Annotated in this window: 14 protein-coding genes and 4 pseudogenes; 1 reads left to right on the top strand and 17 read right to left on the bottom strand. The window is 37.3% G+C overall.

Going from position 1 to position 18435, the window contains the following annotated elements:
• Positions 1 to 557: 557 nt before the first annotated feature.
• The 3 genes from lysS to pyrF all read right to left on the bottom strand — a co-directional run bounded on the left by lysS (position 558) and on the right by pyrF (position 3788).
• Entirely contained in the window at positions 558 to 2048 is a 1491-nt protein-coding gene (lysS, locus tag OVN23_RS02730; RefSeq protein ID WP_267240400.1) for a lysine--tRNA ligase, read from the bottom strand.
• A gap of 372 nt (positions 2049 to 2420) precedes the next feature.
• Positions 2421 to 3053 (bottom strand): orotate phosphoribosyltransferase, encoded by a 633-nt coding sequence (gene pyrE, locus OVN23_RS02725; RefSeq protein ID WP_054392713.1) that lies wholly within the window; start codon positions 3051 to 3053, stop codon positions 2421 to 2423.
• 33 nt (positions 3054 to 3086) lie between these two features.
• Positions 3087 to 3788 carry an orotidine-5'-phosphate decarboxylase gene (pyrF, locus tag OVN23_RS02720; protein ID WP_001206742.1) on the bottom strand — a complete coding sequence of 234 codons (702 nt, stop codon included), beginning with the start codon at positions 3786 to 3788 and terminating at the stop codon, positions 3087 to 3089.
• A gap of 192 nt (positions 3789 to 3980) precedes the next feature.
• Between pyrF and OVN23_RS10395 the strand changes: the two are divergent.
• Positions 3981 to 4331 (top strand): annotated as a pseudogene (locus OVN23_RS10395) (IS30 family transposase); the annotation flags it as partial.
• A gap of 202 nt (positions 4332 to 4533) precedes the next feature.
• Here the strand turns inward: OVN23_RS10395 and OVN23_RS02710 are convergent.
• The 14 genes and pseudogenes from OVN23_RS02710 to typA form a co-directional block, all read right to left on the bottom strand.
• Positions 4534 to 5246: pseudogene (locus tag OVN23_RS02710) on the bottom strand (ABC transporter permease).
• Positions 5239 to 6072, bottom strand: a pseudogene (locus OVN23_RS02705) (ABC transporter ATP-binding protein). The pseudogenes OVN23_RS02710 and OVN23_RS02705 overlap by 8 nt, the downstream one beginning before the upstream one ends.
• Before the next feature lie 551 nt (positions 6073 to 6623).
• A pseudogene (locus tag OVN23_RS10390) lies at positions 6624 to 7328 on the bottom strand (HesA/MoeB/ThiF family protein).
• A gap of 277 nt (positions 7329 to 7605) precedes the next feature.
• Positions 7606 to 8379, bottom strand: coding sequence for a peptidase M50 family protein (locus tag OVN23_RS02695; protein WP_240148720.1), 774 nt, complete (start codon positions 8377 to 8379; stop codon positions 7606 to 7608).
• 409 nt (positions 8380 to 8788) lie between these two features.
• Complete coding sequence (locus tag OVN23_RS02690; RefSeq protein ID WP_267240399.1) at positions 8789 to 8911, bottom strand: hypothetical protein; 123 nt, start codon at positions 8909 to 8911, stop codon at positions 8789 to 8791.
• Between the two features lie 12 nt (positions 8912 to 8923).
• On the bottom strand, positions 8924 to 9055 hold the full coding sequence (locus OVN23_RS02685; protein ID WP_007284949.1) for a hypothetical protein: 132 nt from the start codon (positions 9053 to 9055) through the stop codon (positions 8924 to 8926).
• Positions 9056 to 9186: 131 nt separating this feature from the next.
• Positions 9187 to 10407 (bottom strand): cell division protein FtsQ/DivIB, encoded by a 1221-nt coding sequence (locus tag OVN23_RS02680; protein WP_267240398.1) that lies wholly within the window; start codon positions 10405 to 10407, stop codon positions 9187 to 9189.
• Positions 10408 to 10416: 9 nt separating this feature from the next.
• A complete protein-coding gene (locus tag OVN23_RS02675) occupies positions 10417 to 11475 on the bottom strand; it encodes a UDP-N-acetylglucosamine--N-acetylmuramyl-(pentapeptide) pyrophosphoryl-undecaprenol N-acetylglucosamine transferase (protein ID WP_267240397.1) in 1059 nt (352 codons plus the stop codon).
• A gap of 1 nt (position 11476) precedes the next feature.
• Positions 11477 to 12829 (bottom strand): UDP-N-acetylmuramoyl-L-alanine--D-glutamate ligase, encoded by a 1353-nt coding sequence (murD, locus tag OVN23_RS02670; RefSeq protein WP_267240396.1) that lies wholly within the window; start codon positions 12827 to 12829, stop codon positions 11477 to 11479.
• A gap of 25 nt (positions 12830 to 12854) precedes the next feature.
• Positions 12855 to 13064: a hypothetical protein gene (locus tag OVN23_RS02665; RefSeq protein WP_267240395.1), complete on the bottom strand. Its 210-nt coding sequence runs from the start codon at positions 13062 to 13064 to the stop codon at positions 12855 to 12857.
• A gap of 20 nt (positions 13065 to 13084) precedes the next feature.
• Complete coding sequence (locus OVN23_RS02660; RefSeq protein ID WP_000571283.1) at positions 13085 to 13726, bottom strand: ABC transporter ATP-binding protein; 642 nt, start codon at positions 13724 to 13726, stop codon at positions 13085 to 13087.
• Between the two features lies 1 nt (position 13727).
• Positions 13728 to 15749, bottom strand: a complete 2022-nt coding sequence (locus OVN23_RS02655) for a bacteriocin-associated integral membrane family protein (RefSeq protein WP_267240393.1) — start codon at positions 15747 to 15749, stop codon at positions 13728 to 13730.
• 520 nt (positions 15750 to 16269) lie between these two features.
• Complete coding sequence (locus OVN23_RS02650; RefSeq protein WP_000262803.1) at positions 16270 to 16524, bottom strand: DUF3165 family protein; 255 nt, start codon at positions 16522 to 16524, stop codon at positions 16270 to 16272.
• Between the two features lie 19 nt (positions 16525 to 16543).
• Entirely contained in the window at positions 16544 to 18385 is a 1842-nt protein-coding gene (gene typA, locus OVN23_RS02645; RefSeq protein ID WP_000164111.1) for a translational GTPase TypA, read from the bottom strand.
• Positions 18386 to 18435 lie beyond the last annotated feature (50 nt).

The following is an 18435-nucleotide window of genomic DNA, read 5'->3' as shown; positions in this document are numbered from 1 at the left end:
TCATTTTCAAGAGTTTTGCTTAAAAACCATCTTATTTTTTCATACAATATACTATCCCTACTTTCCTTAAACTCTAAACTTTAGTCTATATTAAGTGAATCGTTAAGATTTTTTGCTGCCAGGCATTTGAACTACTTTTTTATTTGCTGATTCTATCTACTAATGCTATAAAAAACAAGTGAATAAGACACCAGAACATCCTCTAATAGGGACTATGGACTTATATCAGTCCCATATATACTGTTTAAGCAAGATACTATCCTAGTTGACGCTAACTTCCTATCCCACTTATTAATTTTTTATTTATAGTGAATCTGAACAAATCAATTGGAGAATCCAAGTCAATTTCTAGTACTTTTTGAAAAGTTTCAGCGTACTATCGTAAAATGAAATAAAACATGCGCAAATTGATTAGGGAATTTAAACCAATTTCTAACAATGTCTTAGAAATCAAAGTGTACTATTTCAACTTCAACACATTATACTTCATTTTCTCCTTAAATTCAGTCTCTTTTTGCATCAAAAAAATCCTCTGACAAGTACCAGAGGATAAGAGCTTATTTCATTGTTGGGAAGAGCAATACATCACGGATAGTGGTTGTATCCGTGAGGAGCATGCAGAGACGGTCGATACCGATTCCCAAACCACCTGTTGGTGGCATACCGTATTCAAGGGCTTCGATGTAGTCATAGTCGATACCTGTCGCTTCATCGTCACCAAGTTCTTTTGCTTTTGCTTGAGCTTCGAAACGGCTAAGCTGGTCGATTGGATCGTTGAGCTCAGTAAAGGCATTACCGTACTCCTTGGTCATGATGAAGAGTTCGAAACGGTCAGTAAAGCGTTGGTCTTCAGGATTTTTCTTAGCCAGTGGAGATACAGCTACTGGATGTCCATAGACAAAGGTTGGTTGGATCAAGGTTTCTTCAACAAACTCTTCAAAGAAGGCATTGATAATGTGACCAACTTCAGTATAGTGTTTCTCAACTGGAACTTTCTTCTCAGCAGCGATAGCTTTGGCTTCTTCCAAAGTCATGTCTTGCCAGAAATCGACACCAGTAATTTCTTTGATAGCATCCACCATGTGAACACGTTTAAATGGTTCATTGATTTTGATTTCAGTACCTTGGTAGTTGACTGGACTATCGCCCTTAACTGATTTAGCAGCATGTTGGATAATGCCTTCCGTCAAGTCCATGATGTCTTGGAAGTCAGCATAAGCTTGGTAGACTTCGATAGAAGTAAACTCAGGGTTATGAGTAGCGTCCATTCCTTCGTTACGGAAGATACGGCCAATTTCATAGACGCGTTCCATACCACCCACGATAAGGCGTTTCAAGTGAAGCTCAGTCGCGATACGAAGTACCATGTCAATGTTTTGGGCATTGTGGTGGGTGATAAATGGACGGGCAGAAGCACCACCAGCTTCGTTATGAAGAACAGGCGTTTCCACTTCAAGGAAACCTTTTTGGTCAAGATAACGACGGATTTCAGAGATGATTTTTGAACGAGTGACAAAGCGTTCAAAGCTTTCACGGTTAGAAATCAAGTCAAGGTAACGTTTACGGTAAATTGTTTCAACGTCTGTCAAACCGTGGAATTTCTCAGGAAGAGGACGAAGAGCCTTAGACAAGTGTGTGATGTGAGTAGCCTTGATAGAGAGTTCTCCCATATCCGTACGCATCACTTCACCTTCGACACCAAGGAAGTCACCAAGGTCTGCTTTTTTGAAGATTTCGTAGTTTTCTTCACCGACAGCATCCTTACGAACGTAGATTTGGATTTGACCTTCGCGGTCTTGAAGGTGGGCAAAGCCAACTTTTCCTTTACCACGTTTGGTTACCAAGCGTCCTGCGATAGTAGCTGTTTCGTTTTTATCATGTAATTGTTCTTTATCGAGGTCGGCATATTTATCTTTTAATTCTTGTGAATTTGCAGTACGTTCAAAGCGTTTTCCGAAAGGATCGATTCCTTGTTCACGGAGCGCAGCCATTTTTTCACGGCGAACGATCTGCTGGTCATTTAGTTCTTCCATATGTTCTGTTGACATGGGATCCTCCTAGTTTTACTCAAAATTGAATACGATGAGTCATTTTTTGCGATACTCCCATTTTATCATAAATAACCAAGAAATTCACGGATAATCTTTCAAAACTAAAAAGAACTTGACGCTAAAATCACTGAAAAAACTGGGATAAGCAAGAAATTTCAACATCTCAGAAAAGGGATCTGACCATGTTTATGGATTATACTTTAACCCTTGTAACTTTCATGACGTGTGCTACTTTTTATATAAGAGCAAGCCAAGCAAATCTAAAACTGAAACAATTGACGTAAAAAACATTAACAACTTCAATCTTGTCATTCATATACCTGATATGACAGAATAGTATAATTTTTAACCTTTTAGTCTTTTGATTTTTTACACTTCTTGCCAATTTTCTTGGTCTTCTTTAAAGCGTTTTAGGAGATCCAAGCCTTCTGGGGTGATATAGCCTTCTTCTTGGGCTAGATGGATAAGCTCGCTATAGTTTGAAAGTGTTACCAATTTCACACCAGCATCCGCAAAGTTCTTATCTGCTTTTGGCAATTGGTAGCTGAAAATCGCTACAACTCCAAGCACATCTGCTCCTTCTCGCTTAGCTGCGGCTACGGCTTCAAGAACAGAACCACCAGTTGAAATGAGATCTTCAACCACTACCATTTTTTGACCTTGAGCTACGCGACCTTCAATTTGATTACCAGCTCCGTGGTCTTTTGGTTTGCTACGGATGTAGGCAAAAGGCAAGTCCATCTTATCAGCAATGATAGCTCCGTGTGGAATCCCTGCTGTCGCAGTTCCTGCAATCACTTCTACCTCAGGAAAGGCTTCTTTGATGGCTTCCACAAAACCATTTTCAATGAGCGTACGAGTTTCTGGATAGGCTAGTGTCACACGGTTATCCGTGTAAATAGGCGACTTGATACCAGATGCCCAAGTGAAAGGCTCCTCTGGTTTGAGATAAACTGCTTGGATTTTCAAAAGGTGGCTAGCGATATCTTTAGCAAGTGTCATGGTCTTCTCCTTTTATTTTTCTAATCTAGTTCTTTAATTCCAGTCCTGTGTCCATTCATCCTTGATAGCATGATAAGCTGCAACAGGATCCTCAGCTTGAGTAATGGGACGTCCCACTACGATATAGTCACTACCGATTTGATAGGCATCTGCTGGCGTCATCACGCGTTTTTGGTCTCCAACAGCAGCTCCGGCCGGACGAATGCCCGGTGTCAGACAGATAAAATCTGGATTGGTAGCCTGCTTGATGACTTCCACTTCCTGAGCCGAGCAAACAACACCATCTAATCCCGCTTCAGCTGTTTTCTTAGCATAATGAATGACAGACTCTTGCAGGCTAGTTTGGATATTTTGAAACTCCTGCATCTGGGCTTCTGACGTTGATGTGAGCTGCGTTACAGCGATCAATTTGGCTTGTGTCCCCAGACCTTCACGCGCAGCCTTCATCATCTCTACACCGCCAGCAGCATGAACATTAGTCATATCCACTCCAAGCTGAGACAAGACCTTCATGGCTGACTTGACTGTATTGGGAATGTCATGCAGCTTAAGATCCAAAAAGACACTATGACCCAAACCTTTTAAATAGGACACAATCTCAGGCCCTGTTGCGTAATAAAGCTCCATCCCTACCTTTAGATAAAGGCTTTCTTCCTCTGGAAAAAGAGCTAAGAATTCCTTGACTGCCTCAAAACTAGGAAAATCAAGAGCAATGACTGGACGATGTTCTCGCATAGGTTTCTCCTTTTACCTTTGCTAGTGAGAGAGTCTGGGCAACAGAAGCCACGAAAAAAGGAACCTGCCAACAGCAAGGTTCCACGAAAAATGGGTAGTCTCCACCCTTTCACCGTCTAACCTTAGCTGCCTCTCTGGACTGCTTTAAAGGTTTTTTACTATTCTATTATTTCTACTAGCACTTGTCAAGTAAAAACAGCTAAATCCATGTTGACTGCTATTGAACACCTCACAAGACTCTTTCCAAAAGAATAGTTAAAGACTTTCACTTCGGACAGAGAAAAAGAGTTTGCTTGTTACCCTTTAATTGAACAAATGGGAATTCTGTTTTATTTTGCGGATGCCTATTCATCTTGGCAAAGGGGAAGTAATGAGAATGCGAATGGACTTCTTCGTGGGTATTTTCTTAAACCGATTTGGCAACAATTACCGAAAAAATCCTTAATGATGCTTTGCTAGCTTATTAATCACCGTCCCCAAAAATACTTGGATTACAAGACAGGTTTTGAAGCACTTTTTGAAGCACTTATAGAGGAGATTTAAAAATGTTGCATTTTTTATTGCAATTTATCAGTTATCTTATCACCCAAAACTTCTGCAATTAGTATGAGCACTATTGTTATTTTTCTTTTTTCGTACACTCAAATCAAAATATAGCAATAAGACTATTCTGTAGAATTGCTGTCAAAAAGATCAGTTCATTTTTTCCTTCCCACTTGTGTTTATAATCATTAAAATAACTCAATTAAGAAATTTTCTTTTTCCTAATAGTTAGCGTAATTAAAGTTAATAGAACAACAATCCAAATAAGTAGTGTTAGATTAGGAATTAGAGTTTTATTCCATGAAAATTCCTCCCATTTTGTGAAAAACTTAGTAAACAGTCCCATAAAACTATAATCTGTTATCTTCGCAACTGTCTTATCCAAACCAGATAGCATCGGTAAGAAAGCAACTAAAATCATAGCAGGAAGACTGATAACCTGAGCTACTACTTGGCTCTTCGCGGTTAAACCTATCAATAAATAGAATAAAATGATGGATAAAGAGGTTAGAAGAACGATTGTAATATAATTAAAAGTATGTACAATTGTAACTCCTAAAATAAGAGGAGTAGTTCCCATAATCACAAAAGTTAGCAAAAAAGAAGAAACATAGTTGATAAAATGTATTCGGAGCCTTTAACACCACTCAACAGAAGAGTTTGTAAATTGTACTTTTCTTTTTCTTCAGACAAGATAATAGTTATAGGACTTCCAACAGCCAAAGCCAAAGAAAAAGGTAAACACATCATCAAAAGAACTAATGCCTGTTGATCGTTGACCTTCCCCTGTGTTTCCATAAGATATTTATAAAAATATGTGAAAGCAAAAGGCACTAAAACTTGCAATAAAATACTCTTATTGGAAAGGATAATTTGACAACGCAACCATACCAAAGCCAGAAACCGTTTAAGCATTTAGCTTTCCTTCTGTTAATGTGATAAAAATATCTTCTAAAGTAGGCTCACATGAATGAATTGAAAAAATATTTTCCAGATCAGCCTGAGATACCTGTTCTAGTGATGTAAAATCAAAAGTTATCTGATTCCCATTATAATCTGTAAACTTAATCTTTTTATCTTTATTATATCTTTGAATGAGTTCAGAAGGAGCTCCTTGCTCAACTAATTTCCCTTTATTTAATAAGGCAACATAATCACATAAAAGAGTTGCTTCATTCATATCATGAGTCGTTAGAAAAATCGTTGTCCCTGCTGTTTTCAATTCTAAAATTAACTCATGAATTGTTCGAGAAGTTGTGGGATCTAGACCTGAGGTCGGTTCATCCAGAAAGAGTACAGCGGGGTTGTTGATAAGAGCTCGTGCTAAAAGCATTCGTTGCCTCATTCCAGTGGATAATTTTCCTGCTACCATCTTGCGACTATCATATAATTCTACTCGCTTTAACAAATTATCAACACGTGATTTACTAATATTATAAAATTTACTATAAAAAAGAAGATTGTTATACAGAGACATTTTCTCATAAAATCCACTTGTATCGCCAACCAATCCAATTCTCTTTAATTCACCGCTTGTTAAATTTTGAGATTTTTGTCCCAAAATAATAGATTGTCCTTTATCGGCAAGGAACTGCCCAGTCAGAATATTAATCGTTGTGGTCTTTCCAGAACCAGATGGTCCTAAAAATCCAAAAATCTAACCTTCTTTAACAGTGAAGCTTATATTATTTAAAGCTATTTTATCACCAAAACTTTTTGATAAATGGCTAACTTCAATCATACTCATTGCACCTCCTTTATATTCTACATTTTTACTTAACATCTATTTACTTATCTTTATCAAATAAACGTCTTAAAAAAAACAATAACATTAAGCATATAACCGTTAGCAAGATTGTTTCAATATTATTGATAATACGATACATTCTCAAGCAGTATAAAATAATTATATATATGCAAATACTCATTATACCTATTTTTTTAAACATACTAAGCCTCCTTGCTAAATAATAAAGTTATATAATAACTAAGACACACTATACCTAACATAATAAATATCCACAGCATTAAAAATGTTATCATACCAATAAAAATATCCACTGGTAACTGAATAAATGTTCTAAAATTAACAAGCAAAAATAAAATCTCAAACGATGAAAAAAGCCATACTATATTTTCCAATGATGGCAAAAATAATACCCAAGAACAATACTATTAATTGTGTTTCTATAACAGTGAACTGCCCAATAGCAGATAAAAAAGCTACTCCTCCTGATAATAAGCAAAAACAAACTGAACGAATAAATGTTTTCGCTCTAATATTGTTATCTTTCACTTTATTATTTTTTTACAAATTGGACATTCTCCGTTTTCCAGAACATATTTTTCTTGACTTAGAGCATGATTTCTCATATTATAAACGTAAGCGTTATCTATTAGGATTTCATTATAACATCCCAGAAATATTTTAATTATTAAATTAGTCATTATCCCTCCCAAAATAGCAGGCATCTCTGGTGTAGTCGGCCACTTTGTCTTATCAGATAAAGTGTACTTATTTATATCTTTGTTTATATTCCGACAACCAAAGCAAGAACCGATGGTAGGGATATATATATTATCAATAATAAGATAGCATCCATTAAACCCTCCTGATATGTAGGATATCTTATGCGATACAGCAAATTGATTGACAATTTTTATAATATCAATGGGCGTATCAATTGCTTTAACGATAAAATCTATACTCCCATATTCCGCAACAATGTTTTCTCATTCTTCTACTGAAGAAACTTTAATAGAAATAGGTACTACCTGAACATCTGAATTATACTTGTGTATTTTTTCAGAAAGAACATTAATCTTCTCCTTACCAACATCCGACTCTGTATAAAGAATTTGCCTATTTAAATTTGATGGTTCTATTATATCGTAATCAGCGACAATAAGTTTCCTCACTCCATACATACTTAGACTTAGAGATATATAACATCCTAAGGCTCCTGCTCCTAATACTAATACTGTTTTATTCTGTATTTTATTATACTCTTCATTATAAAATAACGAACAGTAACCTTTAGTTCTAGAATATCTCCTATCAATATCTATCTCATCCGAAACTAAAATTTGTTCATTTATAGTTCAAATGTTAGTTTACTGCCTAATACTTCTTCTATCTCTAATAGTTCCTTACAACTATTAAATAGATCGTTGATAAATTCTTGCGAAATTTGAGGTTCTATAGCTATTTCCCGCATACTCCGACCACGCAAATACATTATACCTTCTTTTTTATAAGCAAAAACATAACTATTTACGTAGAACATATTTCGTCCTTCCTCTCATATAATATAGAAAGCAGTATAGAAACAACCACCCCTCCTATACTACGAACAATAATATTAGGTGTCAAAAACTGTAATAGTTGACTCAAAGGGAAATAAATAATAACAAATGCTATTAAAAGTTGAACTATATATTGAAAATTCAAGTTATTATTGTTAGAATTCAAGTATCTTAAAATAATACCACTATCATACTGAAAAAAAGGAATTGAATTAATAAAAATCATACCTAAGTTAATGATAAAAAATAAGAGTCCAAGCAATTTATACGATGTGAACAATAAAACAAGTAAACCTGTAAGTGATAAAATCGAATTTGAAGCAATTCCTGCTAACATAATTTTCAAAAATTGTTTTTTATTTTTTAAGAATTGCACCCCACTTAAATCTACAAAAAAAGCCAAATTAAACAAAAGTAGCATTATTCCACAATTTGGAATCTCAATTTGATAATTATTAGCAATTATTGCATGACTAAATTCATGTATCGTTGCAGACATAATAACAACAAGCAACCAAAATAAAAGAATGTTTAGCGTTATTGGAAAGTTTTGGAAATTAGTCAAAATATCCGCCCTATAAATATACATAATAAAACATTGCAAAATAAGAGCCAATGGGAAAATACCAAATAGGATTTTTTCAAAATTCTTATTAAATCTTTTATAGTTTAATTTTTCAGATAATGTTATATTAAAGTCCCAAGATATTTTAAAAATATTTATCTTTTTTCGTGATTTCATAGAATCTATAAGTCCCATTTTACTAAGAACAATATAAAATCTTAAATAATATTTCTTCCCTACTAACACTAATAAGTCCGATATGGTAAATTCTTGACCTATTAGTTGCTCTAACCATTTTTTTCCTGTTTCCCAACTAATACATGTTTCTTACTGGATGGTATATATAGATGATACTGTCCCTCATAAGGAGTAGGTAATATCTTAATCTTATCAACAATTCTCATAACAAACCTAACCTTTAATAAATAAAAGAGGGGCTAAGTAAAACATACTCTAGTCCCTCAGTCCGCAATCAATAAAATAATGACTAATTCTATTAATCTCTTGCTGCAAGACTAATACGGAAAATTCAAATGACTGTCTAAAATGAAATTGAAAAAGCTTAATGTTAGTAAATGAACAAACTTCAACAACCAGCAAGAGCAAGGATTGCTAAACCAAATTCGATACCTGTTGCAAGTCCAGCTGAAAAATCACTAACTGGTACTGAAATTTTTTCAATTTCCTCAAATAAAAAGTTATCTTGCATGATTATCACTCCCTATCTTTTTAACAATAGGCTACTCCAATTAAGAGAACTACCCCAGTTCCAAGTAAAACTCCCCCAAAATTCACCATCTGTAGAGGCTACGATTTCTTCAATTTCTTCAAATAAGAATACTTCATCTGACATATGTGTTACCTTCTTCATAAAAAATTATTTTGCAATCGATTACACTGCATAATGTAACATAAAGAAAAACAGATGTCAAATATTAAACGTAAAAACTAGTCACTAAAGAACTATGAGAGAAAAAATCAAGCCTAGCGACGCGATGAGCGCTGGGTCGTTTGGTTTCGATTGCTCTCTTCCTCTTGTTTTTTCTTCTCTTCTTCCTGTTTTTTCTTCTCTTCTTCCTGTTTTTTCTCGGCTTCCTTAGCCTCTTGTTTGGCTTTTTCCTCAGCTTCCATAATCAATTTATCCGCCACAGTGTAACTATAAATTCCAGCTTCCATGTCAATCACACTCGGTTCTGACAATTGTGGCTTAATCTTACTGTAATAAGGCAGTTTCTTACTCATTTCAGAAAGGGGAACCAAGACTTCGTCCGAATCATTCATGGTCAATCGAATTAAATCTGAAGTTACCTTGCTTGGGGCTAATTCCACCTTCTGGATCGCAGCCTTGAGTTCTGGGCTAATTTGAGAAAGTTCTGAGACAAAAGCCTTGATTTGTTCACTATCATTAAAGAGAACTGATATATAAGTTTCTGGTAAACTGACCAAGCTCACAGAACTGGTCTCAAGCTGACCGCTTGAAAGGATTGGATAATGATTTTCACCAGAAACATAGTAAGCAACAATATCGTATTCCTTGATCTTGATAGTGAACTTGGTTGGAAATTGATAAACAAGCTGAGCTGAGTCAACCCAATAGTTAGACTTAATTTGCTCTTCATATTTTGCCTTGTCTAGCAGAAGGTTAATCGTATAATCCGAATCCTGAATGCCTGAAGCCTGTCGAATATCATCAGCCGTAGTTTGCACCGTTCCCTCAACACGGATATCCTTCATGGTCGCATAAGGACTGAGTAAGTAGGCAGAGATAATCAATAAAAGCAGACTTGGAAATAAAATCGTTAGAGCTCGCAAGATATGGAGGCCAGGAATCTTTGCTTTGGCTGCTTTTTCCTTTGGAGCCTTTTTAGCAAGATTTTTATCCTGTTCCTCCTTCTCTTTAGACCCTGATTCTTCTATCTCTTCTTCCTCTTTGTCACCCTCTGAGGATTCTACTTTTTCTTCAGACTCGTCCTTAGCTGATTTTGGGTCTTTTGGATCAGATTCACTCTCTTGCTCCTCAGTTGCATCTAACTTTTCAGATTTTGAAGCCATTCGAGCTTGTCTTTCCTTTTCCTTCTCCTCAGCTAGGGCCGCCTCTTCTTCAGCCTTCTTTTTTAGATATTCTTGGTTTCGTTTCTGCCATTCTGATAACTCTTTCAATTCTTCGAGGATTTCTTTGCCCTCATTTTTCTTATCTTTTGACATTTACTTTCCTTATGATAAATCTTTTTTCAACAATTGATAAAAATCTGCTAGAGATTTCAATTCCTTAGAAGCCTTCATCTTAGCTTTGTATTCTTCCTTGTGGCTTAGTAAATGAGAAATCTTCTCTTCCAAACTATCCAAGGTCAAATCGCTTTCTTGAAGCTCTTCTGCATAGCCTTTTTTTACAAAGTAAGCTGCATTTTCAATCTGGTCACCACGACTAGCTTCACGACCAAGTGGCACAATAACATGTAATTTTGCCATGGCCAAGAGCTCAAAAATCGTATTGGCACCACCACGTGTCACAACAATATCAGCCAATTCCATCAAGGGTTGATAGAGATTGGTTACATAGTCAACACGAAAGAGATTTTGGCTCAACTCGTTCAGACTAGAATCTCCAGTTAGATTGATAATATTGTAGCGTTCTGTCAGTTCTTTCTTATGGTCTGTCACCAATTGGTTAAAGACACGAGCGCCCGCAGAACCACCGACAAACAATACAGTTGGCAATTTAGGATTAAAGTGGGTTTGAATATCCACCAATTCATCTGGTTCTGGATTTTTTTGGTCTGAAACCTTGGTAACTGCTCCCACATGCTCGACCTTAGACAAACTTGAAGCTTGTTCGAAGGTTGAATACATCTTCGTCGCAAATTTATAGGCGATTTTATTGGCCAATCCCATAGACAGGTCCGATTCGTGAATAAAGACTGGCACTCCTGACACACGCGCTGCGATAACAGGCGGCACTGAGACAAATCCTCCCTTTGAAAAAAGAGCTTGTGGACGAAGTCGCAACATGATAAAGAGCGATTGGACAATTCCCCAGCCAACTTTGAAGACGTCCAGCATATTTTGCCAAGAGAAATAGCGACGCAATTTTCCAGTTGCAATGGAATGGAAGGTGACATCCAAGCCCGACTTGAGGATTTCTTGGTGTTCAATACCACGCTTGTCCCCGATATAGTGGACTTCCCAACCATCTTCGATGAACTTGGGCATTAACAAAAGATTGAGGGTGACGTGTCCAACCGTCCCCCCACCTGTAAAGACAATTTTTTTCATATTATTCCTTTAACTCCGCTACTGTGTCGATAAAGAGGTCGCCACGTACTTCAAAGTTAGCATACATATCCCAGCTGGCATTGGCAGGACTGAGAAGAACCACGTCTCCTTGAGTCGCAAGTTCATAGGCCTTGCGGGTCGCATCAGCAATATCAGTCGCATCCACATAAGACACACCAGCCTTGTCTGCTGCCCGTTTGACACGTTCTGCAGACTGACCAAGGATGACCATCTTCTTGAGTCCAGTAATATCTGGAACCAGTTCGTCAAACTCATTGCCACGGTCCAAACCACCTGCAATCAAGACAACCTTGCTGTTGTCAAATCCTGACAATGCTTTTTGAGTAGCCAAGATATTGGTTGATTTGCTATCATTATAGAACTTGACACCCTTGATTTCATCCACAAATTGTAGACGGTGTTTGACACCACCAAAGGCTGAAAGAGTTTCTTTGATGGTTTGGTTGTCTACACCACGAAGCTTGGCTACAGCAATCGTCGCAAGGGCATTTTCTACATTGTGGCTACCTGGAACTCCGATTTCGCTAGCTGCCATGACCACTTCTCCACGGAAGTAGAGCTGACCATCTTCCAAATAAGCTCCATCAACCTTTTCCTGTGTTGAAAATGGAACTACAGTAGCCTGTGTTTTGCTAGCCAATTCTTTTGCCAAGTCTTGGTTAAAGTTCAAAACAAGAAAATCATCCGCTGTCATCTTGTTCTGGATATTCCACTTGGCTGCTACATATTCCTCAAATGATCCATGATAATCGATATGAGTTGGCATGAGGTTGGTAATAACTGCAATCTCAGGATGGAATTCTTGGACGCCCATGAGTTGGAAAGAAGAAAGTTCCATGACAAGCGTGTCCTTATCTGTCGCAGTTTGAGCCACTTGACTGGCTGGATAGCCGATATTTCCTGATAAAAGACTATGTTGCCCAGCAGCAGTCAAAACTTCCCCAATCATGGTCGTTGTAGTTGTTTTTCCATTTGAACCAGTAATACCAACAATCGGTGCTTCAGAAATCAAGTAAGCCAATTCCACCTCAGTCAAGACTGGAATTCCCTTGGCCAAAGCCTTTTCAATCATAGGATTATTGTATGGAATACCTGGATTTTTCACCATAAGGGCAAACTCTTCATCCAAGAGTTCCAAAGGATGGCCACCTGTGATAACCTTGATCCCTTCTTCCAGCAAACTTTGGGCAGCTGGATTGTCCTCAAAAGGTTTCCCGTCATTTACTGTCACAATAGCGCCTAGCTTGTCCAACAAACGAGCTGCAGATTCACCAGACTTGGCCAAACCTAAAACAAGTACTTTCTTATTTTTAAATTGATCTATTACTTTCATGTCTCGAACTCCATTTCTACTCCTACTATTTTACCATTTTTATGGAAATAAAAAAGTCACAAAGTGTGTTTGTGACTCTTTCTTCTAACTGATACTCTTCGAAAATCTCTTCAAACCACGTCAGCTTCGCCTTGCCGTATATATGGTTACTGACTTCGTCAGTTTTATCTACAACCTCAAAGCAGTGCTTTGAGCAGCCTGCGGCTAGCTTCCTAGTTTGCTTTTTGATTTTCATTGAGTATGAATCTTACCATATCATCTATGTGATAAATCGGTAACTCGAATGACTTGGTCCACTTGCTCCCAAATGAGAGGATTGTGGGTTGCAATAATAATGGTTCGATTCGGATTTTTTAAAGATTCTAGGATAGAGAGTAATTCCTCAGAGTTTTTGGGGTCTAGTGAAGCGGTTGGTTCATCTGCGAGAATCAAAGGTGGATCCTTTAAAATTATCTTCGCTAGTGCAACACGTTGTGCTTCTCCTCCTGATAATTCAAAGATAGGTTGCTTTAAATCTAAATAAGAGAGGTTAACACGGTTTAGGGCTTGTTTCATCAAAGAGATTTTCTCTTTTTCTTTCAACTTTTTACCAACTAAACCCAGATTGAGGTTCTCTTTGACGGTTTGGCTTTCAATTAAACCAAAATCTTGAAATAGGTATCCTAAGTAATCTCTAAAGAAAACAGAAGGCTTGATGTCCTTAAGAGAAGTGCCATCATAGATGATTTGTCCTTTGTCATATGGCTCTAATCGTCCAATCATATTCAAGAGCGTTGTCTTACCACAGCCACTTGTACCAATTAAGGCATAAATTTTCCCACCTTCAAAATGAAGATTCGTATCTGAAAATAGCTGACGGCTTCCAAATTTTTTAGATATATTCTTTAGTTCAATCATCCTATTTTCCTTTCATAATTGTCATAGAAACACGAGATTCTTTCTGTGCTTGACGGTAAAGCGTCAAAACTGCACTAGCTAGAAAGACTAATAAAGTGAGTAAGCCAATCACCAAGTCTCGACTGCTTAAAATAAAGAGACTAGCACCAAATATAAAACTGGCAAATTGGCTAACCATATACTGAGCATGTGTTTCAAAAAATTGTAAACCTGAAATTCGTTTAATCAAGATATCTCGGCGGAATTGCTCGAAATATAGAAGATTGACAGAATAAAAGAGTAACAAGGAACTAGCTATCCCCACAATAGCTCCTAAGATTAAAGTTGCTGTTTCAGTTTGAACTTCATTATAACGAGTTAGATAAACACTTCTTCCTTCTTTAAGATAGGATACTTGCTCATAAATTCCAGCTTTCTTCAAGAGTTCTAGCCCACTCTCATATCCTTTGATAAAAAGTTGTTTTCCAGCATTGATAGACCAAACATATTTTGAAATGAAACTATCACCTGTAGATGTTGGAGTAAATACAACTAAAATCGGATCGGTTAAGTACCGAATGGATACTGGGCTTTCACCGTTATTATAAACAAATCGCTTTTCTCCAGTTGGAAGATAGCTAACAATCGCTCTCATTTCATACTCTAAAGGAGCACTTGCCTCCTCACTTGATTGCCCGTAATAGTTCAAACGTTCTTCAAAAGCTTTCTTAAGTTCTGCTTCCTGTGAACGAAGAGATTCTGGTAGTAAGAGTCCAAATTCCCCTTTTTGAAGATGGACTAACTTCTGTTTGGTCTCAGCATCTACCACGACCTTTTCCTTGTCCAAATAACTTGGGCTGACATAGAGAACATTAGCATCTGGACTATAGGTATCCAGTGTCTCTCCCTGTTCATTTTTTCCTTGAGGATTTGCAAAATGAATGAGATTATCTTTTACAAATAGAGCCTGTTCTTGTTCAACTGCTTCTTTGGAAAATTCATACCACTTGCTCTGATTTTCTGTATCTTTTCCTCTATCACCTAAGCCAAAAGAAATTTGATAATAGTCTGCTCTGTCCTTCCACGCTTGTTTTGAAATTTCAAGTTCTTTCAATCGTTGGTAAGACGTCAAGCCTGTCTTAACAGCGTATCCCACTGTAAAAACAGCTACTAACTGACACAATAGGGTTAAAGCCATCAAGCGTTTAAGGGGTAATCTCCCCTTAATAACAGGAACTAATGCTTTGTAACTCAAACTCATTAGATAAAGAAGCATTAGTAAAATTGAAATCGCCAATAAAAACAACAGATAGAAAGTAATCCCAAAACCATAGGTGGCTAACAAGATAGGATAAAACAAACCTTGACTAAAAAGAACGACTCCCCCACCTAGGAAGGAAAGGAGGGCTGATAGAAGGAGCCACTTGATATCAGTCGATAAAGAATGCCCCATAATGGATAAGAGAGTCTGACCAGAAAAGAGTTTTATACCTGCTGCTCTCATTTCCTTAATCCGAGTGATAATCACTAAAGCAAAGAAAGATAAGCCAAATATTGCTAAACTAATTAAAATAAGTGGATTTAGTAACATTCGAAAAGCAAGAGAATAGGGAGGTGTCTTTCGGTCAGCAATTGCTTTATAACCCAAATCTCCTAATTTATCGGCAAGCTTTTCTTTCGTCAAGGAGCCTGACAAAAGGAGATAACTATTTAGCGGATCACTACGTTCACGACTTTCTTGGCTAGCTTCTTGGAATTCTTTTGGTAAAGTTCCCTGACCATAAGTTGCATAAGTAAAGTGAGTCGTCCCATCCTTACTCGGCTCTACGATTCTTCTAGCTATTAAACTCTGTTCTGAGTTTACAAAATTCTCTAATTCCTTTTCAAATACCTTACGCGTCGGTTCCTGAGTATCTTTTTTGACACGAAGTAAGGAAACGGAATCATAGCTTGCATACAAATATTGTGGAGCACGTAAGACAATAATCCAAACAAAGAAGAAGCTGAGAAAAAAAGTTGATAATAATATGAATAGTTTCTTCATAGTAGACTCCTTGTATAAGAGAATAACCCTATAGAACAAAGATTTTATCTTTTATAAATTCTTAGAATTATTTTCCTAGTTTAATCCATCACACCCTGAACAACAAGACAATAATACTCTTCAAAAATTTCTTCAAACCGCGTCAACGTCGCCTTGGATTATATATGTGACTGACTTCGTCAGTCTTATCTACAACCTCAAAGCAGTGCTTTGAGCAACCTGCGGCTAGTTTCCTAGTTTGCTCTTTGATTTTCATTGAGTATAAATTTAATCCTTTCTTATTTTGAAAACGATTTCTTATAACTTAAGTATATCACTTTCTATATAATTTATCAACATATTTTACTAAAATATTATTAGTAATAGAATTTTACAGTTCCCCAAAAAATAGATGTCATTAACGAATTTTATTCCAGTTTTTCCCATTCATATTATCCAAGCAAAAGAGATGGTGATAACTCAAAAACAAATCGAAATATTGTAAAATTCCTAGCAAAAAAGAGAGCCGAAACTCTCTTTTTTATCTTCTTTTACTTTTTTTAACTGGCATGAGTGTGATGTCTCTCACACTAAAGTAAGCTAGGATTAACATGGCTATTGCTAGGAATATTTCTGTTGGTAATTGAAAAATTTTCAGAAAAGATAGAGCCAACAAAACCAAAAGTGCCACTAAAATACATACCATAGCGACGATATTGACTGTCCCTTTAATGCTTTCTGGTGTCGCAAATACATAGAGTAGAAGCAGTAAAATTCCTAGGACTAAATAAACCATCTTTCTCTCTTTCTAGCTCTTATTCAGCTGATTTTTTCTTCTTGTTAGCTTTCTCACGCTCTGCTTTGTTAAGGATTTGTTTACGCAAACGGATAGACTCAGGCGTTACTTCCATGTACTCATCGTCGTTCAAGAACTCAAGAGACTCTTCAAGCGTCAAGATACGAGGTGTCTTGATAACAGCTGTTTGGTCCTTAGTAGCTGAACGGACGTTGGTCATTTGTTTCGCCTTAGTGATGTTAACTGTCAAGTCATTTTCACGAGAGTTTTCACCGATGATCATTCCTTCGTAAACCTCAGTACCTGGGTTGACAAAAATCGTACCACGTTCTTCGATAGACATGATTGAGTAAGTTGTAGCCTTACCAGCATCGATAGAAACAAGGGCACCACGGTGACGACCACCAATTTCCCCTGGAATCAATGGCAAGTATTGGTCGAAGGTATGGTTCATGATACCGTAACCACGAGTCATTGACAAGAACTCAGTTGAGTATCCGATCAAACCACGCGCAGGAACAAGGAAGACCAAACGAGTTTGACCATTACCAGTTGAAATCATATCCAACATTTCACCCTTACGTTCAGAAAGGCTTTGGATAACAGATCCTTGGTATTCTTCTGGAGTGTCGATTTGAACACGTTCAAATGGCTCACATTTAACACCGTCGATTTCTTTTACGATAACTTCTGGACGAGATACTTGAAGTTCATATCCCTCACGACGCATTGTTTCGATAAGGATTGACAAGTGCAATTCTCCACGTCCTGAAACAGTCCATTTATCTGGTGAATCAGTTGGGTCAACACGAAGGGAAACGTCTGTTTGCAATTCTGCCTGCAGGCGTTCTTCTACCTTACGAGAAGTTACCCATTTACCTTCTTTACCAGCAAATGGTGAGTTGTTAACCAAGAAAGTCATTTGAAGAGTTGGTTCATCGATGTGTAGGATTGGAAGAGCTTCAACTGCATCTGTCGGAGTAATTGTTTCACCGACAAAGATATCTTCCATACCTGAAACGGCAATCAAGTCACCTGCTTTTGCTTCTTGGATTTCACGACGTTCCAAACCAAAGAAACCGAAGAGTTTTGTAACACGGAAGTTTTTAGTTGTGCCGTCAAGTTTAGAAAGGGTAACTTGGTCACCAACTTTAACAGTACCACGGAAGACACGACCGATACCGATACGTCCAACGAAGTCGTTGTAGTCCAAAAGTGACACTTGGAACTGCAAAGGCTCATCTGAGTTATCTACTGGAGCTGGGATATGGTCGATAATCGTGTCAAAGATTGGTGCCATAGTCGCTTCTTGGTCAGCTGGATCATCTGACAATGAAGAAGTTCCGTTGATCGCTGAAGCATACACCACTGGGAAATCAAGCTGGTCGTCATCTGCACCAAGCTCGATGAAAAGTTCCAATACTTCATCCACTACTTCAGCTGGGCGAGCTGATGGTTTGTCGATTTTGTTAACAACCACGATTGGGACAAGATCTTGTTCCAAGGCTTTTTTCAATACGAAACGAGTTTGTGGCATTGTTCCTTCGTAGGCATCTACGACCAAGACAACACCGTCAACCATTTTCATGATACGCTCAACTTCTCCACCGAAGTCCGCGTGTCCTGGTGTGTCCATGATATTGATACGAGTTCCGTTATAGGCAACGGCTGTATTTTTAGCAAGAATGGTAATTCCACGCTCTTTTTCGATATCGTTTGAGTCCATAGCACGCTCAGCCAATTCAGTACGTGCATCAAGCGTTTCTGATTGTTTCAATAATTCGTCAACGAGGGTTGTTTTACCGTGGTCAACGTGGGCGATAATCGCAATGTTACGGATATCTTCTCTTAATTTTGTCATGATTTCCTCTATAATATTCAAAATTTATTTTCTAACTGAACGATTATACC

The sequence above is a fragment of the Streptococcus sp. Marseille-Q6488 genome (assembly GCF_946902925.1).
GTDB lineage: Bacteria > Bacillota > Bacilli > Lactobacillales > Streptococcaceae > Streptococcus.
This window is presented reverse-complemented; position numbering and strand designations above follow the sequence as displayed.

What these genes read in the sequence shown, in the direction of transcription:
- lysS (WP_267240400.1), bottom strand. Translation starts at nt 2,048, where the DNA reads ATGTCAACAGAACATATGGAAGAACTAAATGACCAGCAGATCGTTCGC.
- pyrE (WP_054392713.1), bottom strand. Translation starts at nt 3,053, where the DNA reads ATGACACTTGCTAAAGATATCGCTAGCCACCTTTTGAAAATCCAAGCA.
- pyrF (WP_001206742.1), bottom strand. Translation starts at nt 3,788, where the DNA reads ATGCGAGAACATCGTCCAGTCATTGCTCTTGATTTTCCTAGTTTTGAG.
- OVN23_RS02695 (WP_240148720.1), bottom strand. Translation starts at nt 8,379, where the DNA reads ATGAAATCACGAAAAAAGATAAATATTTTTAAAATATCTTGGGACTTT.
- OVN23_RS02690 (WP_267240399.1), bottom strand. Translation starts at nt 8,911, where the DNA reads ATGCAAGATAACTTTTTATTTGAGGAAATTGAAAAAATTTCAGTACCA.
- OVN23_RS02685 (WP_007284949.1), bottom strand. Translation starts at nt 9,055, where the DNA reads ATGTCAGATGAAGTATTCTTATTTGAAGAAATTGAAGAAATCGTAGCC.
- OVN23_RS02680 (WP_267240398.1), bottom strand. Translation starts at nt 10,407, where the DNA reads ATGTCAAAAGATAAGAAAAATGAGGGCAAAGAAATCCTCGAAGAATTG.
- OVN23_RS02675 (WP_267240397.1), bottom strand. Translation starts at nt 11,475, where the DNA reads ATGAAAAAAATTGTCTTTACAGGTGGGGGGACGGTTGGACACGTCACC.
- murD (WP_267240396.1), bottom strand. Translation starts at nt 12,829, where the DNA reads ATGAAAGTAATAGATCAATTTAAAAATAAGAAAGTACTTGTTTTAGGT.
- OVN23_RS02665 (WP_267240395.1), bottom strand. Translation starts at nt 13,064, where the DNA reads ATGAAAATCAAAAAGCAAACTAGGAAGCTAGCCGCAGGCTGCTCAAAG.
- OVN23_RS02660 (WP_000571283.1), bottom strand. Translation starts at nt 13,726, where the DNA reads ATGATTGAACTAAAGAATATATCTAAAAAATTTGGAAGCCGTCAGCTA.
- OVN23_RS02655 (WP_267240393.1), bottom strand. Translation starts at nt 15,749, where the DNA reads ATGAAGAAACTATTCATATTATTATCAACTTTTTTTCTCAGCTTCTTC.
- OVN23_RS02650 (WP_000262803.1), bottom strand. Translation starts at nt 16,524, where the DNA reads ATGGTTTATTTAGTCCTAGGAATTTTACTGCTTCTACTCTATGTATTT.
- typA (WP_000164111.1), bottom strand. Translation starts at nt 18,385, where the DNA reads ATGACAAAATTAAGAGAAGATATCCGTAACATTGCGATTATCGCCCAC.